Origin of the sequence: Escherichia coli, from assembly GCF_036503815.1 — a bacterium.
In the GTDB taxonomy this organism is placed as follows: Bacteria; Pseudomonadota; Gammaproteobacteria; order Enterobacterales; family Enterobacteriaceae; genus Escherichia; species Escherichia coli_F.
Genome location: NZ_AP027764.1, coordinates 1055310 through 1080809 on the forward strand (window position 1 = coordinate 1055310; position 25500 = coordinate 1080809).

20 protein-coding genes are annotated in these 25500 nt (G+C 50.6%); 10 read left to right on the top strand and 10 right to left on the bottom strand.

The window, feature by feature from the left end; translation table 11 throughout:
• Positions 1 to 20: 20 nt before the first annotated feature.
• From fucU to fucP, 4 genes are all read right to left on the bottom strand, one after another.
• Positions 21 to 443, bottom strand: a complete 423-nt coding sequence (gene fucU, locus AABJ99_RS05080; protein ID WP_000920840.1) for an L-fucose mutarotase — start codon at positions 441 to 443, stop codon at positions 21 to 23.
• A 1-nt stretch (position 444) separates the two neighbouring features.
• Positions 445 to 1863, bottom strand: a complete 1419-nt coding sequence (fucK, locus tag AABJ99_RS05085; protein WP_338387512.1) for an L-fuculokinase — start codon at positions 1861 to 1863, stop codon at positions 445 to 447.
• 108 nt (positions 1864 to 1971) lie between these two features.
• Complete coding sequence (fucI, locus tag AABJ99_RS05090; protein ID WP_000724148.1) at positions 1972 to 3747, bottom strand: L-fucose isomerase; 1776 nt, start codon at positions 3745 to 3747, stop codon at positions 1972 to 1974.
• A 32-nt stretch (positions 3748 to 3779) separates the two neighbouring features.
• Positions 3780 to 5096: an L-fucose:H+ symporter permease gene (gene fucP, locus AABJ99_RS05095; protein ID WP_000528603.1), complete on the bottom strand. Its 1317-nt coding sequence runs from the start codon at positions 5094 to 5096 to the stop codon at positions 3780 to 3782.
• A gap of 546 nt (positions 5097 to 5642) precedes the next feature.
• On the opposite strand from fucP, the gene fucA reads away from it, so the two are divergent.
• Positions 5643 to 6290, top strand: coding sequence for an L-fuculose-phosphate aldolase (gene fucA, locus AABJ99_RS05100; protein WP_000440775.1), 648 nt, complete (start codon positions 5643 to 5645; stop codon positions 6288 to 6290).
• A gap of 27 nt (positions 6291 to 6317) precedes the next feature.
• Entirely contained in the window at positions 6318 to 7466 is a 1149-nt protein-coding gene (gene fucO / locus AABJ99_RS05105) for a lactaldehyde reductase (RefSeq protein WP_039021093.1), read from the top strand.
• A 54-nt stretch (positions 7467 to 7520) separates the two neighbouring features.
• Here the strand turns inward: fucO and xni are convergent, their stop codons facing one another.
• From xni to queF, 5 genes are all read right to left on the bottom strand, one after another.
• Positions 7521 to 8276, bottom strand: coding sequence for a flap endonuclease Xni (gene xni, locus AABJ99_RS05110; RefSeq protein ID WP_039021094.1), 756 nt, complete (start codon positions 8274 to 8276; stop codon positions 7521 to 7523).
• 111 nt (positions 8277 to 8387) lie between these two features.
• A complete protein-coding gene (gene sdaB, locus AABJ99_RS05115; RefSeq protein WP_000626401.1) occupies positions 8388 to 9755 on the bottom strand; it encodes an L-serine ammonia-lyase II in 1368 nt (455 codons plus the stop codon).
• Between the two features lie 57 nt (positions 9756 to 9812).
• Positions 9813 to 11102: an HAAAP family serine/threonine permease SdaC gene (sdaC, locus tag AABJ99_RS05120; RefSeq protein ID WP_000450486.1), complete on the bottom strand. Its 1290-nt coding sequence runs from the start codon at positions 11100 to 11102 to the stop codon at positions 9813 to 9815.
• 556 nt (positions 11103 to 11658) lie between these two features.
• Positions 11659 to 13023 carry a nucleotide 5'-monophosphate nucleosidase PpnN gene (gene ppnN, locus AABJ99_RS05125; RefSeq protein WP_039021095.1) on the bottom strand — a complete coding sequence of 455 codons (1365 nt, stop codon included), beginning with the start codon at positions 13021 to 13023 and terminating at the stop codon, positions 11659 to 11661.
• 111 nt (positions 13024 to 13134) lie between these two features.
• Complete coding sequence (queF, locus tag AABJ99_RS05130; protein WP_039021096.1) at positions 13135 to 13983, bottom strand: NADPH-dependent 7-cyano-7-deazaguanine reductase QueF; 849 nt, start codon at positions 13981 to 13983, stop codon at positions 13135 to 13137.
• Positions 13984 to 14050: 67 nt separating this feature from the next.
• Between queF and syd the strand changes: the two genes are divergently transcribed.
• The 7 genes from syd to gudD all read left to right on the top strand — a co-directional run bounded on the left by syd (position 14051) and on the right by gudD (position 21286).
• Positions 14051 to 14596 (top strand): SecY-interacting protein, encoded by a 546-nt coding sequence (gene syd, locus AABJ99_RS05135; RefSeq protein WP_000342437.1) that lies wholly within the window; start codon positions 14051 to 14053, stop codon positions 14594 to 14596.
• A 621-nt stretch (positions 14597 to 15217) separates the two neighbouring features.
• On the top strand, positions 15218 to 15547 hold the full coding sequence (gene yqcC, locus AABJ99_RS05140) for a YqcC family protein (protein WP_000206991.1): 330 nt from the start codon (positions 15218 to 15220) through the stop codon (positions 15545 to 15547).
• Entirely contained in the window at positions 15547 to 16329 is a 783-nt protein-coding gene (gene truC / locus AABJ99_RS05145) for a tRNA pseudouridine(65) synthase TruC (protein WP_039021097.1), read from the top strand. Before yqcC ends, truC begins: the two co-directional genes overlap by 1 nt.
• A 17-nt stretch (positions 16330 to 16346) precedes the next feature.
• The gene (gene yqcA, locus AABJ99_RS05150; RefSeq protein ID WP_338387513.1) at positions 16347 to 16796 is read left to right on the top strand and encodes a flavodoxin; all 450 of its coding nucleotides are present in this window, start codon (positions 16347 to 16349) and stop codon (positions 16794 to 16796) included.
• Positions 16797 to 17230: 434 nt separating this feature from the next.
• Complete coding sequence (gene gudP, locus AABJ99_RS05155; protein WP_000097082.1) at positions 17231 to 18583, top strand: galactarate/glucarate/glycerate transporter GudP; 1353 nt, start codon at positions 17231 to 17233, stop codon at positions 18581 to 18583.
• A gap of 1 nt (position 18584) precedes the next feature.
• The gene (gene gudX, locus AABJ99_RS05160) at positions 18585 to 19925 is read left to right on the top strand and encodes an enolase C-terminal domain-like protein (protein ID WP_039021099.1); all 1341 of its coding nucleotides are present in this window, start codon (positions 18585 to 18587) and stop codon (positions 19923 to 19925) included.
• Between the two features lie 20 nt (positions 19926 to 19945).
• Positions 19946 to 21286 carry a glucarate dehydratase gene (gene gudD / locus AABJ99_RS05165; RefSeq protein WP_000098256.1) on the top strand — a complete coding sequence of 447 codons (1341 nt, stop codon included), beginning with the start codon at positions 19946 to 19948 and terminating at the stop codon, positions 21284 to 21286.
• A gap of 57 nt (positions 21287 to 21343) precedes the next feature.
• Here gudD and barA read toward each other — a convergent pair whose 3' ends face one another.
• Complete coding sequence (gene barA / locus AABJ99_RS05170) at positions 21344 to 24100, bottom strand: two-component sensor histidine kinase BarA (protein WP_000186438.1); 2757 nt, start codon at positions 24098 to 24100, stop codon at positions 21344 to 21346.
• 56 nt (positions 24101 to 24156) lie between these two features.
• On the opposite strand from barA, the gene rlmD reads away from it, so the two are divergent.
• On the top strand, positions 24157 to 25458 hold the full coding sequence (gene rlmD, locus AABJ99_RS05175) for a 23S rRNA (uracil(1939)-C(5))-methyltransferase RlmD (RefSeq protein ID WP_000046780.1): 1302 nt from the start codon (positions 24157 to 24159) through the stop codon (positions 25456 to 25458).
• Positions 25459 to 25500: the final 42 nt, after the last annotated feature.

The window sequence follows — 25500 nt, forward strand, 5'->3', positions numbered from 1 at the left end:
GCGGGCGTACCGGTATGAGATTACGGTGTTACCCCTTTTTTTAAAAGAATATTCCCGTACTTCGCTCGTTCGCCTGTGATAACGATCGCAAAGGCTTTTTGCGCCCGTTCATAAAACGCAAAACGATTGATGCGGATGATGTCAGGACAGGGGGCTTGTAGTGAAAGCGCATTTCGATAACGTCGTTCTACTTCAGGATCGAGAGTGTCACCCTCTACCGCTGCCATCATCACCAGCGGCGGTGCATAACTGTCCAGTTCAAATAACGGGATAATCGCCTGGAGTAAGTCGCTCACCAACAGGCCATCAGCACGGATCACCTGCGGTCCCATCGAATGGGCGGGAAAGTGAGCATCGGAAAAAATAATTTCATCTCCATGTCCCATCTCTGCCAGCACTTTCAATAGTTCGGGAGAAATTAACGGCGAAATTGTTTTCAGCATTTCACACTTCCTCTATAAATTCAGGTTCAGTTTGTGGGTAGAAATAACGGTACTGATAATGAATCTGCGCGCGAGCTTCTTCCGGGCTGTTAAATTCCCCTACGCCATACCAACCGAACAGCGCAGCTCCTGCGACGGTCGTTTCGGCGTCGTCGAGAACTTTTACCGGAATATCAAGCATATTGGCTTTAATCTGATTCCACAATGTGTTGCGACTTCCTCCACCGACTAACAATAATTCAGAGGCTTTAAAGTGCCCGATTTTTTCCAGCATCTGTAGATTGCGCTGTAATTGCGCGGTTAACCCTTCCAGCGCCGCGCGATAGAAATGCCCCCGCGTGGTATTAAGCGTCACTCCTTGCCAGCCAGCGTTCTGACACGACAATAAATCACACTGCATTTTCACGCCATCCGCGCCAGGCGCGATCAGACGAGCCTCTTCAATCAACATTTGCCAGGGAGTTTCAGCCGTCCAGAACAGCTTTCTCACCCATTCCAGCACGCCGGATGCCAGCCATTGCATACCTGGGTTATACAACCCTGCCTGACTATCCAGTTCGCAGGTGGAATCGGCGTACTGACTTAACAGTGAAGTATCAACCTGCGTACTGCGGACCATTAAAATTTCCCATGTACCGGAAGAGAGCACGGGTTCATTTTGTTCGGCACCAGCGCCAAAAAGGGCGAACTGGGTATCGTGACCTGCGGAAATCACCGGTATGCCAACGGGTAAGCCGAGCATTGCTGCGGCGCTGTTCTGTAACGTACCAATCTGTTCACCCGCTTCCACCAGACGAGGGAAGAGACGACGTGGAATACCGGTGGCTTGTAAAATTTGCGGACTGAAATCGCGTTGCTGGATATCCAGCATCTGGCTGGTTCCGGCCATCGTGATATCAGTAGTGAATTCGCCGGTTAAACGGTGGTTAATCAGCGACGAAATAAAGAGCCAGGCGTGCGCGCGTTCCAGCAGTTGTGGATGATTTTCTTTCAACCACACCAATTTATATAACGTATTGAAACTAAAGGCTCCGACGCCAGAAATAGCCTGCAACTGCTGTGCGGAGATCAACCGTTCAATATTGTCCATTACCGCTGCTGTTCGCGGACATTTCCAGCTAATGATCGGATAGAGCAGATTGCCTTGCTTATCTACCAGAGCGCCATCCACACCAAAGGTGGTGACGGCGATACCGCGGATGTGGCATTCAGTCAGTTCACTATTGATTTGCCGACAGCAATCAGCAAAGCGTTGCAAAATGGCGTCTAAAGACCACTGGTGCCAGGTGTTGTTTTCCACCGCGATATCGCTGGCATTAGGCGTTGAGGCGCGGGCAACAATTTTTCCCTGCCGATTAACCGCGATGGCCCTGACATTGGTTGCGCCACAGTCGAGTACCAGGATAACTTCTTGTTTCATAATCGCTCCTGCAATATAGCCGGATAACATTGCTTATCCGGCTAACCACTCTTGCTTGTTCAGGCCCGGAAGCCGGAGCGACCGGGCATCACATCAGGGAGTAATGTATTAACGCTTGTACAACGGGCCGTAGTTCTGGCAAGCGCGGTAATCCTGGCCTTCAATATCCATGCCGTGCGCGGCCCAGGCAGAAGGACGATACACTTTGGTCTCTTCAACGTTGTGCATACATACCGGGATACGCAGCATGGAGGCGAGAGTGATAAAGTCAGCGCCAACGTGGCCGATGGTCAGAACCCCGTGGTTAGCGCCCCAGTTCGCCATTACCGAGTACACATCCGTAAACGGCCCTTTACCGGTGAGGCGCGGTGCAAACCAGGTGGTTGGCCAGGTTGAGTTGGTGCGTTTGTTGAGGATGTCATGCACATCCTTCGGTAACTCAACGCTCCAGCCTTCCGCGATTTGCAGTACCGGGCCCAAGCCTTTGATGATGTTGACACGGGTCATGGTGAACGGGACACCGCCTTCAGTAAGGAAGCGGGAAGAGTAACCACCGCCACGGAAATATTCGTGGATAGCCGGGCACCATTCGGTCGCGGCGAGGCAAGCGTCAGCCTCTTGCTGAGAGATTTCCCAGTGCGGCTTCATCGTCGGTTTACCTTCGCTGTCGCGTTGTTTACAGGATCCGTCCAGCGCAGCAGAACCGGAGTTGATCAAGTGGATGATGCCGTGTTCTGCCAGTCCGTCCAGTTTATGCCCCGTTACACGCTCAATTGCTTCTGGTGACCAGTAGGTACGCACATCGGCAAATACCTGAGCGGTGCCGGTGAGCTGGTGGCCCATTAGCATTGCCACGCCGTTAAGACTGTCGTTTTCGGTCGCCACGACAAAGGGTTCGCGTACGCCATTCCAGTCAAATGAACTGTTGAGGATCGCTTCGGCGGTGTCGCCATTTGGATATTGATCGGTCCAGTGACGTTGCCCCTGGAAGCCCGCAGCGATGGCGTTGTAACCAAGAGATTCTTCCACGCGACCAATATCGGCCAGTTTGCTGTTGCCTTGCATCATGTCGCGGATACACATCGCCATCAGTAAACTTTCGCGTAGAACTGCGCGGCTTTGCTCGGCATTGCGTTGATACTGTTTGTTATTTTCATCTTCGCCATAGCGGAAGTTTTTATCAGCCCAGGCCAGCGCCATTTCCAGTTCTGCTTCGTCGTAAATCTTCTGATCAATACGGCGACGCAGTTCGGTCATATCCACCGCCTGGACTTTCATTCCCAGCCAGGATTCAAAGAAGTTGTGGTCAACGATGGAACCGGCGATCCCCATCGAAACGCCGCCCAGCGACAGATAGCTTTTACCTTTCATACTAGCGACTGCCAAACCGGCGCGGGCAAAGCGCAGCAGTTTTTCTTCAACGTCGGCAGGAATCGATGTGTCATCGGCATCCTGAACGTCATGACCGTAAATGGAGAATGCCGGGATACCTTTCTGACTGTGAGCTGCCAGAGCTGCGGCGAGGTAAACAGCGCCTGGGCGTTCAGTGCCGTTAAAGCCCCAAATGGCTTTCGGGCGGGTAGGGTCCATGTCAATGGTTTCACTGCCATAGCACCAGCAAGGCGTTACCGTAATGGTGAGGCCTACATTCTGGCTGCTGAATTTTTCTTCGCAAGCAGCAGCTTCAGCCATACCCGCGATACAGGTATCGGAAATGACACACTCGACGGCAGCTCCGCAAGCATGGCGCAGTTTCTCGGTCAGCAGTGCGGCCGTGGCTTTCGCCATATTCATTGTTTGTTCTTCAAGCGACTCACGAACACCCATGCGACGACCGTCAATAACCGGGCGGATACCAATTTTCGGTAAGCTGATTTTTTTCATTACAGATTCCTCACTTTATTCGGAAAATATGTTCAGTTAGTTGCCGTTTGAGAACGGAAACGGGCAAAGATAAAGATGACCGCGAAGCAGAGTGCGGGGATCAGTTCGGCTGTGGGGATGTTGCCCGCCGCGTCACTGACAAAACCCATGACCGGAGTGACAATACCGCCGCCAATAATGGTCATAACGATGAAGGACGAGCCGTATTTGGTGTCCTGGCCGAGATTCTTAATGCCCAGCGAGAAGATTGTTGGGTACTGAATCGACATAAAGGCGCTGCATAAAGTCAGGGCTATTAAACCCACATGACCGCCAGCGAAGGCTGAGATCAGGCACAGTGCCATAGCGATTAATGCGTAGGCTGCCAGGACTTTGTGTGGTGCGAAGCGACTGATGAGCCAGGTGCCGGTGAAACGACCAATAAAGAAGCACACCATGGTTCCGGTTAAATAGTTAGCGGCAAAGCCTGCGGTCATACCTGGAATTTCTTCTACAGCGTAGCGAATCAAATAGCTCCAGCAGGCCGTTTGTGCGCCGACATAGCAGAATTGCGCTAATACCGCCCAGCGCCAGTGACGAATACGCGCCAGACGAGAAAGCGATGCGGAGAACGATCCTTGTTTGGCGTCACTGTGATTATCACTCTGCAATGCCGGGAATTTCGTCAGCATGATCAGCAGGGCGACCAGTAACACGATAGCCACGATGATCATATAAGGTGTCTGTACCGATAATACCAGGCTGTGTTTATACGCACTCAATTGCTCTGGAGACATTTTATCGAGAACGTCTTGCGATTGATGTGGCACGTTAGACAAAATAAGACTTTGCCCAAAGACAACCGCGATAATTGCGCCAAACGAGTTAAATGTTTGCGCAAGATTTAAGCGGAAGTGACCACTGCTTTCCGGCCCTAATACCGTAACAAAAGGGTTTGCGGCAGTTTCCAGACAACCTAATCCGGCTGCAATAATAAATAGGCCAACTAAAAATAAGGTGTAGTTCATTATTTCTGCGGCGGGCCAGAATAATGCAGCGCCCAAGGCATATAAAAATAATCCGGTAATAATCCCTGCTTTATAACTGAGTTTTTTCATCAATATCCCGGCAGGGATTGGGATAATGAAATAACCAAAGTAAAAGGCCGATTGGATCAGACCTGCCTGAAAGTTTGTCAGCGTAAAAGCCTGCTGAAATTGAGGCAATAAAATGTCGTTAAGGTTATTGGCTACCGCCCAAAGAAAAAACAGTGAGCACAGCAGCGCGAATGGAATAATGTAACTTCTGCTTTGCCCTGCATCTTTATCTACCGCACGGTAACTCTGCGTTTGTATTGATGTGTTTCCCATAGCATCCTCTTAGGTTCAGAAGCTTAAGCACGTAATCGGTTATGTTTTCAAAAGTGCAAAACCAGCGAGTTCGGGCTTCATATCAGTGAATATTTGCCTGTCAGAAATGAACTCATGGATTCATTTTCAAATAAAAAACGCTCTGTAATATGACGACGGTCACACTTATTAGCTGGGAGGTGACTTTATGTGACTACCATCACTTTAATAATCGAAATTTCATGCCCGTTTCAGAAAATAAATCATAAAAAACACAAACCAGATGACCGTATTAATTGTTTATGCCGAAAACGGGCATTTCTGGCGAGGGGAAATGGAAAAATGACCGTTTTGATAAATATTTTTAAGAGCGGTCATTTTTAACGGGGTTATAAAAAGAGAACTTGCAGTTATTTACTGTGATTAGTTGAGCCAGGTCACAAAATATAAGCTTGTGAATTTCTTTCCGGTTAATCAGGAAGAAGATGGTGGGTAATTAAACGGCTAATTCAATAGTGTGAAAGGAACAACATTATTGCCCTGTTTTGAATCAGAGAGAGGTAGCTAATGGAACGAAATAAACTTGCTCGTCAGATTATTGACACTTGCCTGGAAATGACCCGCCTGGGACTGAATCAGGGAACAGCGGGTAACGTCAGTGTACGTTATCAGGATGGGATGCTGATTACGCCTACAGGCATTCCGTATGAAAAACTGACGGAGTCGCATATTGTCTTTATTGATGGCAACGGTAAACATGAGGAAGGAAAGCTCCCCTCAAGCGAATGGCGTTTCCATATGGCGGCCTATCAAAGCAGACCGGATGCCAACGCGGTTGTTCACAATCATGCCGTTCATTGCACGGCAGTTTCCATTCTTAACCGACCGATCCCCGCTATTCACTACATGATTGCGGCGGCTGGTGGTAATTCTATTCCTTGCGCGCCTTATGCGACCTTTGGAACTCGGGAACTTTCTGAACATGTTGCGCTGGCTCTCAAAAACCGTAAGGCAACTTTGTTACAACATCATGGGCTTATCGCTTGTGAGGTGAATCTGGAGAAAGCGTTATGGCTGGCGCATGAGGTTGAAGTGCTGGCGCAGCTTTACCTGACGACCCTGGCGATTACGGACCCGGTGCCAGTGCTGAGCGATGAAGAGATTGCCGTAGTGCTGGAGAAATTCAAAACCTACGGGTTACGGATTGAAGAGTAATTTCGTAAAGCAACAAGGAGAAGGATGATGGCTAACAGAATGATTCTGAACGAAACGGCATGGTTTGGTCGGGGGGCTGTTGGAGCTTTAACCGATGAGGTGAAACGCCGTGGTTATCAGAAGGCGCTGATCGTCACCGATAAAACGCTGGTGCAATGCGGCGTGGTGGCGAAAGTGACCGATAAGATGGATGCTGCAGGGCTGGCATGGGCGATTTACGACGGCGTAGTGCCCAACCCAACAATTACTGTCGTCAAAGAAGGGCTCGGTGTATTCCAGAATAGCGGCGCGGATTACCTGATCGCTATTGGTGGTGGTTCTCCACAGGATACTTGTAAAGCGATTGGCATTATCAGCAACAACCCGGAGTTTGCCGATGTGCGTAGCCTGGAAGGGCTTTCCCCGACCAATAAACCTAGTGTACCGATTCTGGCAATCCCCACCACAGCAGGCACTGCGGCAGAAGTGACCATTAACTACGTGATCACTGACGAAGAAAAACGGCGCAAGTTTGTTTGCGTTGATCCGCATGATATCCCGCAGGTGGCGTTTATTGACGCTGACATGATGGATGGTATGCCGCCTGCGCTGAAAGCCGCGACGGGTGTCGATGCGCTCACTCATGCTATTGAGGGGTATATTACTCGTGGTGCGTGGGCGCTAACCGATGCGCTGCACATTAAAGCGATTGAAATTATTGCTGGGGCGCTACGAGGATCGGTTGCTGGTGATAAGGATGCCGGAGAAGAAATGGCGCTCGGGCAGTATGTTGCGGGTATGGGCTTCTCGAATGTTGGGTTAGGGCTGGTGCATGGTATGGCGCATCCGCTGGGCGCGTTTTACAACACTCCACACGGTGTTGCGAACGCCATCCTGTTACCGCATGTCATGCGTTATAACGCCGAATTTACTGGTGAGAAGTACCGCGATATCGCGCGCGTTATGGGCGTAAAAGTGGAAGGTTTGAGCCTGGAAGAGGCACGTAATGCCGCTGTTGAAGCGGTATTTGCTCTCAACCGTGATGTCGGTATTCCGCCACATTTGCGTGATGTTGGTGTACGCAAGGAAGACATTCCGGCACTGGCGCAGGCGGCACTGGATGATGTTTGTACCGGTGGCAACCCGCGTGAAGCAACGCTTGAGGATATTGTAGAGCTTTACCATACCGCCTGGTAATTGCGCTGATGTGACGATGCCGGATGCGACGTTTGCGCCGTATCCGGCACGCCGTTACCGTACCAACCGCAATTGCTGTAAATTGCCGTCGATATGCAAATCAGTCTGTAAGCGGGCAATATCGCGGCACAGAAATGCCATCTCTTTATGCATTTCTAATTTTTTGCGCCACTTTTCGGCAACCGCGTCCAGATTTTCATATATCCCTTCCAGGTTTTGATATTCGACCAGCAGCTGCGTAGCGCTTTTTGGCCCGATCCCCGCAACGCCCGGCACTTTTGAACTGCTGATCCCCGCCAGCCCCCAGTAATCGGGTAACTGCTGCGGTTGAACGCCAAATTCTTTATCAATAAATGGTGCATCCAGCCAACGTTTCTGGAAGTAATCACGAATACGTAATGTAGGTGAAAGTAACTGGCAGTAGCCTTTATCTGTCGAAACAATTGTTGCCTGATGCCCGGCCTGAGTTACTTTGACCGCCAGCGTGGCGGCTAAGTCATCGGCTTCGTTGCCGCTGGCTGACCAGCACGGGACGCCTCGTTGCTCAAAGGCGGCGCGTAATGCAGGCATTTCGTTGTGCAACTCTTCCGGCATTGGTGGTCGACCCGCTTTGTAATCTGGTAAACGCTGATGACGCCAGCCGCTACTGCGGTTTTCATCATCAAAAACGGCGACCGCGTGGGTTGGCTGGCTGTGCATAATGAGCTGATCGAGCGCGTGCTGGCAGGTTTCGACACAAGGCGACCCCTGAACGGCATGAATGCGACGGATAAGATTCAGTGCATCGACAATAAGCAAATGAACAGCCACGATAACCCCCTTAAAGATCAGGCGATAAGGGTAACATTCACTACTGGAAGAGGCTACGGCTGGATGAGAAAACGGGAAGAGGCCTCGCAAATCGAGGCCTCTGGAGAGCGATTAATCGCAGGCAACAATCTTCATCGCCAGGCCACCACGAGAGGTTTCGCGGTACTTGGCATTCATATCTTTACCTGTTTCGTACATGGTTTCGATAACTTTATCGAGGCAGACACGTGGTTCGCTGGTACGGCGTAGCGCCATACGTGCAGCGTTCACCGCTTTTACTGCCGCAATGGCGTTACGCTCAATGCACGGTACCTGAACTTGTCCAGCAACCGGGTCACAAGTCAGACCGAGGTTGTGTTCCATGGCGATTTCCGCCGCGATGCACACCTGCGCCGGGCTTGCGCCTAACAGTTCTGCCAGACCAGCTGCCGCCATAGAGCACGCCACGCCAACTTCACCCTGGCAACCCACTTCGGCACCAGAAATCGAGGCGTTCATCTTATAAAGAGAACCAATCGCGCTTGCTACCAGCAGGTAACGAGCCAGTGAGTTAGCGTTCACTTCGCGGATAAACTTGTCGTAGTACGCCAGCACTGCCGGGATAATCCCGCACGCACCGTTAGTCGGCGCAGTCACCACGCGACCGCCCGCAGCGTTCTCTTCGTTCACTGCCAGCGCAAACATGTTGATCCAGTCAACAACTGCCATCGGATCAGTGGTGGTTTTATCCTGGCTAACCAGCATCCGGCGCAGTGCCGCAGCGCGGCGTGGAACGCGCAGTTTGCCTGGCAAAACGCCTTCGGTGGCAATACCGCGCTCAATACCGCCACGCATTACTTCCCAGACGTTCGCCAGGTGCTGTTCCAGTTCTTCTTTGCTGTGCAGCGCCAGCTCGTTTTTCATCATCAGACCAGAGAGTGACAGCCCGGTCTCCTGACAATGTTTTTGAAGATCGGCAGCGGAACTGTACGGATAAGGAACTTCAACCGGTGCGCTATCCTGCTGACCAAAATGTTCTTCATCAACGATAAAGCCACCGCCGATAGAGTAGTAAGTCTGACTGTAAACGACTTTATCGCCCGCCAGCGCGGTAATGCGCATGCCGTTTTCATGCAGAGAAAGGTTATCGGCATGGAAGTTCATGCACTGATCAACCGGGAACTCCACTTCGTGCTGACCGTTTGCCAACATCAGGCGACCATGAGTATTCACATCCTGAATAAAACCAGGGATGGAATCGATATCCACGGTATCCGGCAGGTTACCCGCCAGACCCATAATTATGGCGATATCTGTGTGGTGGCCTTTACCGGTCAGAGAGAGCGAGCCGTACACGTCAACCACCACGCGGGTCACGTCTTTAAGCAGGTTACGGGCAATCAGATCGTCGGTAAATTGCTTACCCGCTTTCATTGGTCCAACGGTATGAGAACTGGAAGGGCCAATGCCGATTTTGAAAATATCGAATACGCTAATCATAGGAAATACATCGCGTTAAAACGGAGGAAGCGCCGCCCGAAAGCGGCGCGAAAGGACTTAGCTGAACAGAGAGTAGAAGATTGCGGAGATTGCAATCAGACCCATCACGACAACGAATACGTTGCTGATGTGACCGCTGTACTTACGCATTGCCGGTACTTTCTGGATTGCGTACATCGGCATCAGGAACAGGATCATCGCGATGATTGGGCCGCCCAGGGTTTCAATCATACCCAGGATGCTCGGGTTCAGGGTGGCAACAATCCAGGTCGTTACCAGCATGAACAGCGCAGTGATACGGTTCAGCTTGTTGATTTCGATAGACTTACCTTTACCACGCAGAGATTTAATCACCATACCGTTGAAGCCTTCACGTGCACCCAGGTAGTGGCCGAGGAAGGATTTGGTGATAGCGATAATCGCGATAATCGGAGCCATCCACGCGATAACCGGTGCGTTAAAGTGGTTAGCCAGGTAAGACAGAATCGAGATGTTCTGCTCTTTAGCCGCAGCCAGGTCTGCCGGAGTCAGGCTCAGTACACAGCTGAAGACGAAGAACATTACGGTCAGCACCATCATGATGTGTGCGAATGCCAGGATCTTCGAGCATTTCTGTTCTGCCATATCGCCGTACTCTTCACGCTTCGCAACGGCGAAAGAAGAGATGATCGGAGAGTGGTTGAACGAGAACACCATGACCGGAATCGCCAGCCACAGGGTCATCCACAGACCGTTGCCGGTTGCCGATGCAGTGTCCAGAGACAGCGTTTCCAGTGCTGCGCCGTTCCACTGAGGGATCAGGTACAGAGCCAGCAGCATCAGTACACCAACAAACGGGAATACCAGAATACTCATCGCCTTCACGATCATCTGCTCACCGAAGCGAACAATAGTCATCATACCCACAATCAGGATCAGAGACAGAATCGCACGCGGCGGCGGCGTCATACCCAGCTGGTGAGACATGAAGCTTTCAACCGTGTTGGTGATTGCCACACTGTAAACCAGCAGGATCGGGTAGATAGCAAAGAAGTAGAGCAGGGTAATCAGTTTACCTGCACCAATACCAAAGTGTTCTTCTACAACCTCGGTGATGTCTTCGCCCGGGTTTTTACCAGACAGTACGAAGCGAGTCAGGCCGCGGTGAGCAAAAAACGTCATCGGGAACGCAAGGATAGCCATGATGATCAGCGGGATCATACCGCCAACACCGGCGTTGATTGGCAGGAACAGCACGCCCGCGCCGATTGCCGTGCCGTAAAGGCCCAGCATCCACATGGTGTCTGTCTTGCGCCATGCACTACGTGAGTCTTTCGACACAATCGTGCTGGTTTGAGTCGTTTCCATCAATTTCTCCTGGAGGAATGCAAATAATTCAGCTTTTAGCCAGTTCAGCCCGGGAAGGTGCCTGACCGTAAAAATGAAATCTGTCTATCGGCGATGGCTTAATCATTTTCCGCCGTAATAATTTGAGGGCGGAAAGATACACACAAGTTATGTATCTATCAGTGATCTTGATCTCAAATACAATAATCTACTTGGAAGATAGATAATCTCAACGCTTTACTCTGTAAATCAAAAGTAAAAGAGAATTTAAGGGCAATATTTGCCCATTAAACGACATCTGACCTCTTCCGGGGCGCGCAATATATGTAGGTTGAGCTGAAAAAATCAATACTTTTAGTGAATAATGGGGATAATTTATTTTTCATAGCGATAAAATGTGGTTTGTGAAAATAGGGAAACGTTTGCGTTGCAATATAAATTGTATGACATATTAACTGTGATGATATTTATCGCGTGAGGACGGTAAGAAACATTTATATAACAAATGAAATGAGTTGATGAGTAAGTAACCAATAACGAGAAAACCCGGCAACAAACGTCACCGGGGAAGGGGAGATTACGTGCAGATTTCGTAGCAAGGGATGTAGGCTGAGCCTGGCAACTTCATACGATGCTGGGCAACAAAACCCTGTAGCAGGTCGTCCATACGACGCATAATCTCTTTATCGCCGTTGATTTTGTAAGGACCAAACTCTTCAATGGCGCGAATACCGACTTCTTTTACGTTACCCGCCACAATACCGGAGAAGGCACGACGCAGATCAGCGGCCAAAACTTCTACTGGCTGATCCGGGTACAGTTTCAGATTAGCCATGTTCTCGTGAGACGGCTCAAACGGCATTTGCAGATCGGGCGCAATGCGCATTGACCAGTTAAAGCTGTAGGCATCGCCCGTATCGCGACGGTTTTCTTTCACCAGCGGCATCGATTTTTTCATCTGACGAGCGACTTCAGCGGCGTCATCAATGATGATGCGATAATGGCGTCGCGCGTTTTCTCCCAGCGTATGCACGACAAACTCGTCCAGTACGCGGAAGTAGTCTGCGCTCTCTTTCGGGCCGGTGAGGATCAATGGTAAAACCTGATCTTTGTTGGCCGGGTTCATTAAAATTCCCAGCAAATACAGCAACTCTTCTGCCGTACCCACACCGCCAGGGAAGATAATGATACCGTGAGCGATACGGACAAACGCTTCCAGACGTTTTTCGATATCTGGCATGATGATCAATTCGTTGACCAGCGGGTTAGGCGGTTCAGCGGCGATAATCGACGGCTCTGTCATACCAATAAAACGACTGTCTTTGTAACGCTGCTGTGCGTGTCCGACCGCAGCACCTTTCATCGGCGCTTCCATCGCTCCCGGACCACAGCCGGTGCAGATATTCAGCTCACGCAGGCCCAGCTGATTCCCGACGCGACGGGCATACAAATACTCGTTTTCGTTAATTGAGTGCCCGCCCCAGCAGACCACCATATTTGGCGCTTCACCGATATGCAGCGCACGAGCGTTACGCAAGATGGAAAAGACCAGGTTAGTGATGTGGACGGAGTTGTCGAGATTCAGGTTGGGAAAACGAACGGTGTTATGGATTTGCCCGTAAACGAAGAGAATGTCACGCAGAACCGCGAACAAGTTGGCCTGCAAAGCGCGGATAATACGCCCATCGACAAAAGCTTCTTCCGGGGGATTAATCAGTTCCAGCTTTACGCCGCGTTCACGGCGCAGGACGTTAATATCGAAATTTTCAAAACGAGACAGCAATTCTTTGCTGTTATCGGTCAAACTACCGGAGTTCAGTACGGCAAGTGAACAGTTGCGAAACAGTTGATAGAGGTCGCTGCTGGCGGTGCGTTTAAGCATATCCACTTCCAGCTGCGACAACATATCCATGGAGCCAAGCGGGCTAATATGTGTAATCAAGAAAAACTCCTTATGGGACGAATATCGTCATTCCCTTTGATTACAATAGCCCTGCCTGATGACCTTTCACAACCTTCTGCGTGAATCCAGCACGCAAAATTGAGAAAAAATTTATTGCCGAACCAGTCTTGTGGTCGATGGGACAAAATCGCTGTTACTGCGCCACGGGTTAATGTCCAGACCGCCACGACGGGTATAACGTGCGTAAACGCTCAATTTCTCTGGCTGGCAGAAGCGTAACAGGTCATTAAAGATGCGTTCCACGCACTGTTCGTGGAACTCGTTGTGATGACGGAAAGAAACCAGGTAACGCAGCAGTTTTTCTCTGTCAATTTGGCGTCCACGATACTGAATTTGGATCGAACCCCAATCTGGTTGATGGGTGATCAGGCAGTTTGATTTCAGCAGGTGGCTGACGAGCGTCTCTTCTACTACTTTTTCACCACTGGTGGCATTCTCAAGATAGTCAGTAGTGAATTCATAGTTATCGATAGTGATATCCTGGTCATCAATGCAGGTGCCATTGAAATGACCTATCGGCTGGCCTTCCAGTTCATCAAGACGATATAACGCCACGCTAACCTTACCCTGAGCGCAAGTGCTTAAGTCGCGCTCCAGCGTCTGGCGCACCTCATCCCAGTTATTAAAACGCGTCTGGTTAAAACTGTTGAGATAAAGCTTAAAACTCTTCGACTCAATCAGATTTACGCTGGTGTAATCAAGTTCAACATGACCGACAGCGACCTGCGGCAAACCTTTCGCATTCAGCCAGGAAAGTTCATACAGCGTCCAGATATCCGTACCGTGAAAAGGCAGGTTATCCGCTTTCAGACCCAGCGGGTCGCGATTCAGGCTGCGTGGAACGCTTTGCAGTAGGCTGGCGTCATAGGTATCCCGGTAATCGGTTGATTTTCCAAGAGTCAGGCCCGCAAGTGCCTGATGGTTTGCATAAGAAGACATGTTTCACCGTCATAAACCAGATAAACTAAACGACAAGTGTATCTGGTTTAAGTGAAGAGAGAAATTAGTGGACGATTTGACCGCACAAGCCTTGAAAGATTTTACTGCACGCTACTGCGATGCGTGGCATGAAGAGCATAAAAGCTGGCCGTTAAGTGAGGAACTGTACGGCGTTCCTTCACCGTGCATTATTTCAACCACCGAAGACGCTGTATACTGGCAACCCCAGCCGTTTACCGGTGAACAAAATGTAAACGCGGTTGAACGTGCTTTTGATATTGTGATACAACCCACGGTTCATACTTTTTACACGACCCAGTTTGCCGGGGATATGCACGCGCAGTTTGGCGATATCAAACTGACATTGCTGCAAACCTGGAGTGAAGACGACTTCCGTCGGGTGCAGGAAAATCTGATTGGTCATCTGGTGACTCAGAAAAGGCTAAAACTGCCGCCCACGCTATTTATCGCGACGCTGGAAGAAGAGTTAGAGGTCATCTCGGTGTGTAATCTCTCCGGTGAAGTGTGCAAAGAGACGCTGGGAACACGCAAACGGACGCATTTAGCCTCAAATCTTGCGGAATTCCTTAATCAACTTAAGCCTCTTCTGTAATCCAAATACCCCATCTTGTTGTGAGAGATCTCTTACAGACTCTGTAGGAGATCGCCAGGAAATAAGCGAATACTTAAAAAGATAAGAATCGTTATTTTCATTTAAAATCAATATATTGCTTGTTAATTCTTAACTTTCATATGAAATTTTCCTTAAGGCATTGTCTGTAAGCGCCTTGTAAGACTTCGCGAAAAAGACGATTCTATCTTCGTCGACAGGGAGTCAGACAACGAAGTGAACATCAGGATGATGACACTTCTGAAGGACACACCAGGAGGGTGTTTCAGGGAAAGGCTTCTGGATGAAGCGAAGAGGATGACGCAGGACGCGTTAAAGGACACCTCCAGGATGGAGAATGAGAACCGGTCAGGATGATTCGGTGGGTCAGGAAGGCCAAGGACACTTCAGGATGAAGTATCACATCGGGGTGGTGTGAGCAGGAAGCAATAGTTCAGGATGAACGATTGGCCGCAAGGCCAGAGGAAAAGTTGTCAAGGATGAGCAGGGAGCAACAAAAGTAGCTGGAATGCTGCGAAACGAACCGGGAGCACTGTGAATACAGTGCTCCCTTTTTTTATTCCTGCTATCCTTCGCGGCAGTTTTTCTTATTGAGGTTGCTTTATGACCACTCATGACCGCGTTCGTCTCCAGTTGCAGGCGCTTGAAGCGTTACTGCGTGAACATCAGCACTGGCGAAACGATGAACCCCAGCCGCATCAATTTAACAGTACCCAACCGTTCTTTATGGACACCATGGAACCACTGGAGTGGTTGCAGTGGGTGCTGATTCCGCGAATGCACGATTTGTTAGATAATAACCAGCCATTACCGGGCGCTTTTGCTGTTGCACCCTATTATGAAATGGCGCTGGCGACGGACCATCCGCAACGCGCGCTTATTCTGGCTGAGCTGGAAAAACTGGATGCTCTTTTTGCGGATGATGCGAGCTGATGCTGGAAATAATCTACCAGGATGAATGGCTGGTTGCGGTAAATAAACCCTCCGGCTGGCTGGTTCACCGCAGCTGGCTGGATCGCGACGAGAAAGTGGTGGTTATGCAAACCGTGCGTGACCAGATTGGTCAGCATGTATTTACCGCGCATCGGCTGGATCGACCGACGTCCGGCGTATTGCTGATGGGACTATCCAGCGAGGCCGGACGGCTGCTGGCACAACAGTTTGAACAGCACCAAATCCAGAAACGTTACCATGCGATTGTGCGCGGCTGGCTGATGGAAGAGGCTGTGCTGGATTATCCGCTGGTGGAAGAACTGGACAAAATCGCTGATAAATTCGCCCGCGAAGATAAAGGTCCACAGCCAGCGGTGACACATTATCGCGGTCTGGCGACCGTAGAAATGCCTGTAGCGACCGGACGTTACCCGACTACGCGCTACGGTCTGGTGGAACTGGAGCCGAAAACAGGACGCAAGCATCAGCTCCGTCGCCATCTTGCCCACTTGCGCCATCCGATTATTGGCGACAGCAAACATGGTGATTTACGTCAGAATCGTAGCGGTGCTGAACATTTTGGCCTTCAGCGGTTAATGCTGCATGCCAGTCAGTTGTCATTGACACATCCATTTACTGGCGAGCCGCTGACTATTCACGCGGGCCTGGACGGCACCTGGATGCAGGCGTTATCACAATTTGGCTGGCGGGGTCTGCTTCCTGAAAATGAAAGGGTTGAGTTCAGTGCGCCATCGGGTCAGGATGGAGAGATAAGTTCCTAATCCAGGGAGAAAACGGTATGGCGGAAATTGGTATTTTTGTGGGCACCGTGTACGGAAATTCACTGTTAGTGGCGGAAGAAGCGGAAGCAATTCTGACCGCGCAGGGCCACAAAGTAACGGTATTTGAAGATCCTGAATTAAGTGACTGGCTGCCCTATCAGGATAAGTTCGTTCTGGTGGTTACGTCCACGACCGGGCAGGGCGACCTTCCTGATAGCATTGTGCCGCTCTTTCAGGGAATTAAAGATACCCTGGGCTTCCAGCCGAATCTGCGTTATGGCGTGATTGCGCTCGGCGACAGTAGTTATGTGAATTTCTGCAATGGCGGCAAACAGTTCGATGCCTTGTTGCAGGAACAGAGTGCGCAGCGGATAGGGGAAATGCTGCTGGTTGACGCCAGTGAGAACCCGGAACCGGAAACGGAATCAAATCCGTGGGTCGAACAGTGGGGCACGCTGTTGTCCTGATACGTTCAGCGAGCGGTAAAGGCCATTTTAGCGGTGCTGAATCGAATCTTTTCAGGCAAATGCCAGTAAAAACTGCTTCATAGCGCGGATTTTTACTGGCGTTTGCCTGGAGTCAAGCGATCCATTTCATACTCTTCTTTATTTCTTCGTTTTAACCCTTCCTTTCTTGTTCTTGTTTTCATTTCCGTGAAGTGGATTCCACCGTCCAGGGCTAATGCCAAAATCGGGCCTCATTGAACGCATTAATGTTGTGTTGTTGCACGGTGAGCCGCTATGGCGCGCTTTTTATACTGTTATTGCCAGATATAAACACGCGCCGTATTCGGCGAACGACCTATAAAAACGGCAAAAAACACCCTACGTCACCTCTGATTTCCTGGCGATGTCGCAGTCCAGAGTGAGCGTGGCTAACGCGAATTTTCAGGAGTGCAACAATGAGTTCTTTAAGTCAGGCTGCGAGCAGTGTGGAAAAACGCACGAATGCTCGTTACTGGATAGTGGTGATGTTGTTTATCGTCACATCCTTCAACTACGGCGACCGCGCTACGCTCTCTATCGCCGGTTCGGAAATGGCAAAAGATATCGGCCTTGATCCAGTGGGAATGGGTTATGTGTTCTCAGCTTTCTCATGGGCTTATGTTATCGGGCAGATCCCTGGTGGCTGGTTGCTGGATCGTTTTGGTTCAAAACGCGTCTACTTCTGGTCGATCTTTATCTGGTCGATGTTTACCTTGCTGCAAGGCTTCGTCGATATCTTTAGTGGATTTGGCATTATCGTTGCCCTGTTTACGCTGCGCTTCCTGGTCGGGCTTGCTGAAGCGCCATCTTTCCCCGGCAACAGTCGCATTGTTGCGGCCTGGTTTCCGGCGCAGGAAAGGGGAACTGCAGTGTCTATTTTTAACTCCGCCCAATACTTCGCAACGGTGATCTTCGCGCCGATTATGGGCTGGCTGACTCATGAAGTGGGTTGGTCACATGTTTTCTTCTTCATGGGCGGTCTGGGCATTGTCATCAGCTTTATCTGGTTGAAAGTCATCCATGAGCCAAATCAACATCCGGGCGTAAATCAGAAAGAGCTGGAGTACATCGCCGCGGGTGGCGCGCTGATCAATATGGATCAGCAAAACACCAAAGTTAAAGTGCCGTTCAGCGTGAAGTGGGGGCAGATCAAACAGCTGCTCGGGTCACGGATGATGATCGGCGTTTATATCGGTCAGTACTGTATCAACGCCCTGACTTACTTCTTTATTACCTGGTTCCCGGTTTATCTGGTGCAGGCACGCGGGATGTCGATTCTGAAAGCGGGCTTTGTGGCTTCCGTTCCGGCGGTTTGCGGTTTTATCGGCGGTGTGCTGGGTGGGATTATTTCCGACTGGCTGATGCGCCGCACGGGATCGCTGAACATTGCGCGTAAAACACCGATCGTAATGGGCATGTTGCTGTCGATGGTGATGGTGTTCTGCAACTACGTCAACGTTGAGTGGATGATCATCGGCTTTATGGCGCTGGCCTTCTTCGGTAAGGGCATCGGGGCGCTGGGTTGGGCAGTAATGGCAGATACCGCGCCAAAAGAGATCAGCGGTCTTTCCGGTGGCCTGTTCAACATGTTCGGTAACATTTCTGGCATCGTCACGCCAATCGCAATTGGTTATATCGTTGGCACGACTGGCTCGTTTAATGGGGCGCTGATTTATGTTGGTGTTCATGCCTTAATCGCGGTACTGAGCTACCTGGTGCTGGTGGGCGATATCAAGCGTATCGAGCTGAAACCTGTTGCGGGGCAATAAGATGGCGACACAATCTAGTCCTGTTATTACTGATATGAAAGTCATTCCGGTGGCCGGGCATGACAGCATGTTGCTTAATATTGGTGGTGCACATAACGCATATTTCACCCGCAATATTGTGGTACTCACCGATAACGCCGGGCATACCGGTATTGGTGAAGCGCCCGGCGGAGAGGTGATTTATCAGACACTGGTCGATGCTATTCCGATGGTGCTGGGCCAGGAGATCGCACGACTGAATAAAGTGGTTCAGCAGGTGCATAAAGGTAATCAGGCAGCCGATTTTGATACCTTCGGCAAAGGTGCCTGGACTTTTGAATTGCGCGTTAATGCCGTGGCGGCGCTGGAAGCCGCCTTGCTTGACCTGTTAGGTAAGGTGCTGAATGTTCCGGTCTGCGAACTGCTAGGGCCTGGCAAGCAACGTGACGCTATTACCGTCCTCGGTTATCTGTTTTATATCGGTGATCGGACTAAAACCGATCTTCCTTATCTGGAAAATACGCCGGGCAACCATGAGTGGTATCAGTTGCGCCACCAAAAAGCGATGAACAGCGAAGCCGTTGTGCGTCTGGCGGAAGCTTCACAGGATCGCTATGGCTTTAAAGATTTCAAACTTAAGGGCGGAGTGTTACCTGGCGAGCAAGAAATCGACACTGTTCGTGCATTGAAGAAACGCTTCCCGGATGCGCGAATTACCGTTGATCCCAACGGTGCATGGCTGCTTGATGAAGCCATTTCTCTGTGCAAAGGGCTGAATGATGTTCTCACCTATGCGGAAGACCCGTGCGGCGCTGAGCAGGGTTTCTCCGGACGTGAAGTGATGGCTGAGTTTCGACGGGCGACCGGCTTGCCCGTCGCGACTAACATGATCGCCACCAACTGGCGCGAAATGGGCCATGCGGTGATGCTCAATGCGGTAGATATTCCACTTGCCGATCCGCATTTCTGGACGCTTTCCGGTGCAGTCCGCGTGGCGCAGCTTTGCGACGACTGGGGGCTGACCTGGGGCTGCCATTCCAATAACCACTTTGATATCTCTCTGGCGATGTTTACCCATGTGGGTGCGGCGGCACCGGGTAATCCTACCGCTATCGATACCCACTGGATTTGGCAGGAGGGAGATTGTCGCCTGACCAAAAATCCGCTGGAGATTAAAAACGGAAAAATTGCCGTTCCTGATGCGCCCGGTCTGGGCGTGGAACTGGACTGGGAGCAGGTACAAAAGGCGCATGAGGCCTATAAACGTCTGCCTGGCGGTGCGCGTAACGACGCGGGCCCGATGCAGTACCTGATCCCCGGCTGGACCTTTGACCGTAAACGTCCCGTTTTCGGCCGTCATTGATTTTGAAAAAGGACATAGATATGAGTTCTCAATTTACGACGCCTGTTGTTACTGAAATGCAGGTCATCCCGGTGGCGGGCCATGACAGTATGCTGATGAATCTGAGTGGTGCACACGCACCGTTCTTCACGCGTAATATTGTGATTATCAAAGATAATTCTGGTCACACTGGCGTAGGGGAAATTCCCGGCGGCGAGAAAATCCGTAAAACGCTGGAAGATGCAATTCCGCTGGTGGTGGGTAAAACGCTGGGTGAATACAAAAACGTTCTGACGCTGGTGCGTAATACTTTTGCCGATCGTGATGCCGGTGGGCGCGGTTTGCAGACATTTGATTTGCGGACCACTATTCATGTGGTTACTGGGATAGAAGCGGCAATGCTGGATCTGCTGGGGCAGCATCTGGGGGTTAACGTGGCATCGCTGCTGGGCGATGGTCAACAGCGTAGCGAAGTCGAAATGCTCGGTTATCTGTTCTTCGTCGGTAATCGCAAAGCCACACCGCTGCCGTATCAAAGCCAGCCGGATGACTCATGCGACTGGTATCGCCTGCGTCACGAAGAAGCGATGACGCCGGATGCGGTGGTGCGCCTGGCGGAAGCGGCATATGAAAAATATGGCTTCAACGATTTCAAACTGAAGGGCGGTGTACTGGCCGGAGAAGAAGAAGCCGAATCTATTGTGGCACTGGCGCAACGCTTCCCGCAGGCGCGTATTACCCTCGATCCTAACGGTGCCTGGTCGCTGAACGAAGCGATTAAAATCGGTAAATACCTGAAAGGTTCGCTGGCTTATGCAGAAGATCCGTGTGGTGCGGAGCAAGGTTTCTCCGGGCGTGAAGTGATGGCAGAGTTCCGTCGCGCGACTGGCCTGCCGACCGCAACCAATATGATCGCCACCGACTGGCGGCAGATGGGCCATACGCTCTCGTTACAATCCGTTGATATCCCGCTGGCGGATCCGCATTTCTGGACGATGCAAGGTTCGGTACGTGTGGCGCAAATGTGCCATGAGTTTGGCCTGACCTGGGGTTCACACTCTAACAACCACTTCGATATTTCCCTGGCGATGTTTACCCATGTAGCCGCTGCTGCACCGGGTAAAATTACTGCTATTGATACGCACTGGATCTGGCAGGAAGGCAATCAGCGTCTGACCAAAGAACCGTTTGAGATCAAAGGCGGGCTGGTACAGGTGCCGCAAAAACCAGGATTGGGCGTAGAAATCGATATGGATCAGGTGATGAAAGCCCACGAGCTGTATCAGAAACACGGGCTTGGCGCGCGTGACGATGCAATGGGAATGCAGTATCTGATTCCTGGCTGGACGTTCGATAACAAGCGTCCATGCATGGTGCGTTAAGACAGAAAACCAAAACCGGCTCTGTCAGGAGCCGGTTTTTACTGGATAACATATTTATTACCCGAGAATTTTGCTGGCTTCGCGAGCTACATTATCCATCTCGTCCAACAGTTCCAGCAGCTCCGGCTCCAAATCTTCTTCTTTAGTACCGCTACGTAGCTGTTGTTCGATCAGTTGGCAGAGATTCTTCATACGCGGCACACCGCTATAGCCGCAACTGCCATGCAGTTTATGAATCAAATCAACCAGGCCTTCCGGGTTTTCTCCAACCAGCTGTTCCTCAACTTTGTTGCGAACTTCAGGCAGGAAATCGAGTAACATTTGCAGCATATCGCGCGCTAAATCGGTTTTTCCTGCTGCCTGGCGTAGTGCCAGTTGCCAGTCGAGGGTCGCATTCGGGTTCACCACAATTTCATTGACTTCGGGGGTCACGACCCGAGAGGAAATACCGCTGCCAGGCTTGTAGCGCAACAGCAAATTATGCAATCGTTCTTCTTCAATCGGTTTCGCCAGATAATCGCTCATCCCTGCGCCAAGCAGCTTCTCTTTTTGCCCGGCCATTGCATGCGCCGTTACCGCGATAACCGGCGTTTGTTGCTGATGGGGGAGCTGGTGGATGAGTTCGCAGGCCCGAATTCCGTCCATGTCCGGCATTTGAATATCCATTAAGATCAGATCGAACGGCATCTGTTTCGCCCGTTCAACGGCCTGATGCCCGCTATCGCAAAGCTCTACATGTTGCACCATATCTTCCAGTAACGCGCCGATAAGTTTCAGGTTAGCGGGGTTGTCATCAACCGCCATGACAGTCATTGCCAGCTTACTTTCATCGGTAACAGGCAAAAGCGTGTTTTGTTTGTGATGACAAAATTCCGTCAGGGCAGGGAACAGGCGCGTAGGTGTTAATGGTTTCAGCAGACACGCGCCGATACCATCTTGCTTAAGTTTTTCAGCATTGACTTGTGCATGGCAAGGAAGTGCCAGCATCAGAAAATCGGTCATCGATACCGCTTTCGCTAATCGCTCATGTTGCATTGTTAGCGGCTCGCGGAAGGTCACCGCAATGCCTAATAACATCATGTCGTAATGCGCGGGAGGCAGCGCGGAGAACGTTGGGCTATAAACCACTTCCAGCGGCGTTTCACTTAAAATATCCAGCGTGCATTGCGCTGCTGCGGAGTTTGGTTCGACATAGGCCAGGCGCTTGCCGGCGAGGCACTGGGTGGATGGCCCTTCGATAATAATGTTCGGATTCAGATCGAGATTAATGTGGAACCAGAAAGTTGAACCGCGATTCGGCTGGCTATGGAACGAAATATCGCCGCCCATTTCATTAACCAGTTTTTGTGTAATCACCAGCCCCAGCCCGGTGCCACCATGACGGCGGGAAATACTGGCATCAGCCTGTCGGAAGGCCTGGAATAAGCGCGATTGATCGCGTTCCGGAATACCAATGCCAGTATCCCGAATCTGCACTTCAATCTGCACTTTGGTATTACTCAGCGCACGTTTTTCTACCAGAATATCAATGTTGCCATTCTCGGTGAATTTAATTGCATTCCCCACCAGGTTAGTGATGATTTGCTGTAATCGCAGTGGGTCGCCAATTACGTTATCGGGCACGTCGCTCTTAATATTGAGCGTCAGTTCCAGCCCTTTATCGTGAGAAGAATGTGCCAGCAGGGTAACGACTTCATCCAGCGTGCTGCGTAGTGGGAATGGAATACTTTCCAGAATCAGCTTACCTGCTTCCAGTTTCGAGAAGTCGAGAACATCATTAATAATTGCCAGCAAATTATTTGCCGAACGTTCAATCGTATTCAGGTGATCGCGCTGCGTTGGTGTTAATTCTGTTTTCAGCGTCAGGCGGGTAAAGCCAATAACACCATTCAGTGGTGTACGCAGCTCGTGTGACATATTTGCCAGAAACTCGGATTTAATACGCGCCGCTTCCTGGGCGCGCTTTTTCGCCAGATCCAACTCAACGTTCTGAATTTCCATCTGCTCCAGCGTTTCACGCAGATCGGACGTCGCCTGGTCGATATTGTGCTGCATCTCTTCGTGATAAGCTGCCAGCGACATTGCCATCGAGTTGATGCCATTTTTCAGCATATCCAGCTCGCCGAGCATAAATCCTTCCACTCGGCTGTCGAGTTGTCCGCGACGGATACGGTCGACGGTATTCACCATGTTGCGAATTGGACCGGTTACATCACGCATGAGTCGCCAGCCAAAAATAAGCGCAATACCGATACAAAACAGCATCATCACGCTGGAAATAAAGATCTCTTTATATTGCTGCAAGCGAACCGATTTTAGATCCAGTTCAAGCGCGATATATCCCAGCATATTTTGACTATTTTTGGCATCACTACTGGGCGATTCGTCGGGGGAATAACTCTCGGAAATAATTGGTGTGCGTAAGATCATAATATCACCGTCACGTGTGACAGTGAGCTGGCGAGGAAACGGCACGTTGCTGCCGAGCTGCATTGATGAGGGATCAAGATGAAAATTGGAGGTGACAAAGAGTCGGTTATTTTCATCATAAACCGAAATCGCGCGAACAATATCGGAATGGCGACGATGCAGTACGCTTATTAACTGACCGATAGATTCGCGATTTTGCAGGCTCATGCCATATTCAGTAGAAACTGCAAGCGGCTCAATAATGCTGGCTCCGGCATCTTCCAGTTGACGCTGCAAGTCGTTATAGCGATGCACAACGAAAAAGATACTCAGCAATAAACCAATAAGGACGGTCGGTGCCAGGATCAGAATCATCATGCGTGCGCGCAGGCTGTAGTTGGTCATGGAGTTCCGTTATGGGACAATTAAGGTCACACTGTTAAATTGAGAAAGTCTCGCCAATGGCGCAATTCTACTCTGCAAAACGACGCACGACGACGCGTCAGATCATAACTGTTTCAGTCAACGACCTCGACTCTTTTGGTCAGGGCGTGGCACGACATAACGGCAAAGCGTTATTTATTCCTGGATTATTGCCACAGGAAAACGCGGAAGTTACTGTTACTGAAGATAAAAAACAGTACGCCCGCGCTAAAGTCGTGCGCCGGTTAAGCGATAGCCCGGAACGCGAAACGCCACGCTGCCCTCATTTTGGCGTATGCGGTGGCTGTCAGCAACAACACGCCAGCGAGGATTTACAGCAGCGAAGCAAAAGTGCGGCACTCGCCCGATTAATGAAACACGAAGTCTCTGAAGTGATCGCCGATGTTCCCTGGGGCTATCGCCGTCGCGCGCGTTTAAGTTTGAACTACTTACCGAAAACACAGCAACTTCAGATGGGGTTTCGCAAAGCGGGCTCCAGTGACATTGTCGACGTTAAACAATGCCCCATTTTAGTGCCCCAACTTGAAGCATTGCTGCCCAAAGTCAGGGCATGCCTGGGCAGCTTACAAGCTATGCGCCATCTTGGTCATGTTGAACTGGTACAGGCAACCAGCGGCACGCTGATGATTTTGCGCCATACCGCACCGCTAAGTTCGGCAGATCGCGAAAAACTGGAACGCTTTTCGCATTCTGAAGGCCTGGATCTGTATCTCGCCCCCGATAGTGAGATACTCGAAACCGTCTCTGGTGAGATGCCCTGGTATGACTCAAACGGGTTGCGCTTAACTTTTAGCCCGCGCGATTTTATTCAGGTCAATGCGGGTGTGAACCAAAAAATGGTAGCGCGTGCGTTGGAATGGCTGGATGTACAACCTGAAGATCGCGTACTGGATCTGTTCTGCGGTATGGGCAACTTTACACTGCCATTGGCGACACAAGCTGCCAGTGTGGTCGGTGTAGAAGGCGTTCCGGCGCTGGTTGAAAAAGGCCAGCAGAATGCGCGTCTTAATGGCTTACACAATGTGACGTTTTATCACGAAAATCTTGAAGAAGATGTCACAAAGCAGCCGTGGGCGAAAAACGGCTTCGATAAAGTGTTGCTGGACCCGGCGCGAGCAGGTGCCGCAGGTGTTATGCAGCAAATTATAAAACTGGAACCTATTCGTATAGTTTATGTATCCTGTAATCCTGCAACGCTGGCTCGGGATAGCGAAGCGTTATTAAAAGCAGGATATACCATTGCGCGACTGGCGATGCTGGATATGTTCCCACACACGGGACATCTGGAATCGATGGTACTTTTCTCGCGCGTTAAATAGTTACGATTTGCCGATTTCGGCAGGTCTGGTCCCTAAAGGAGA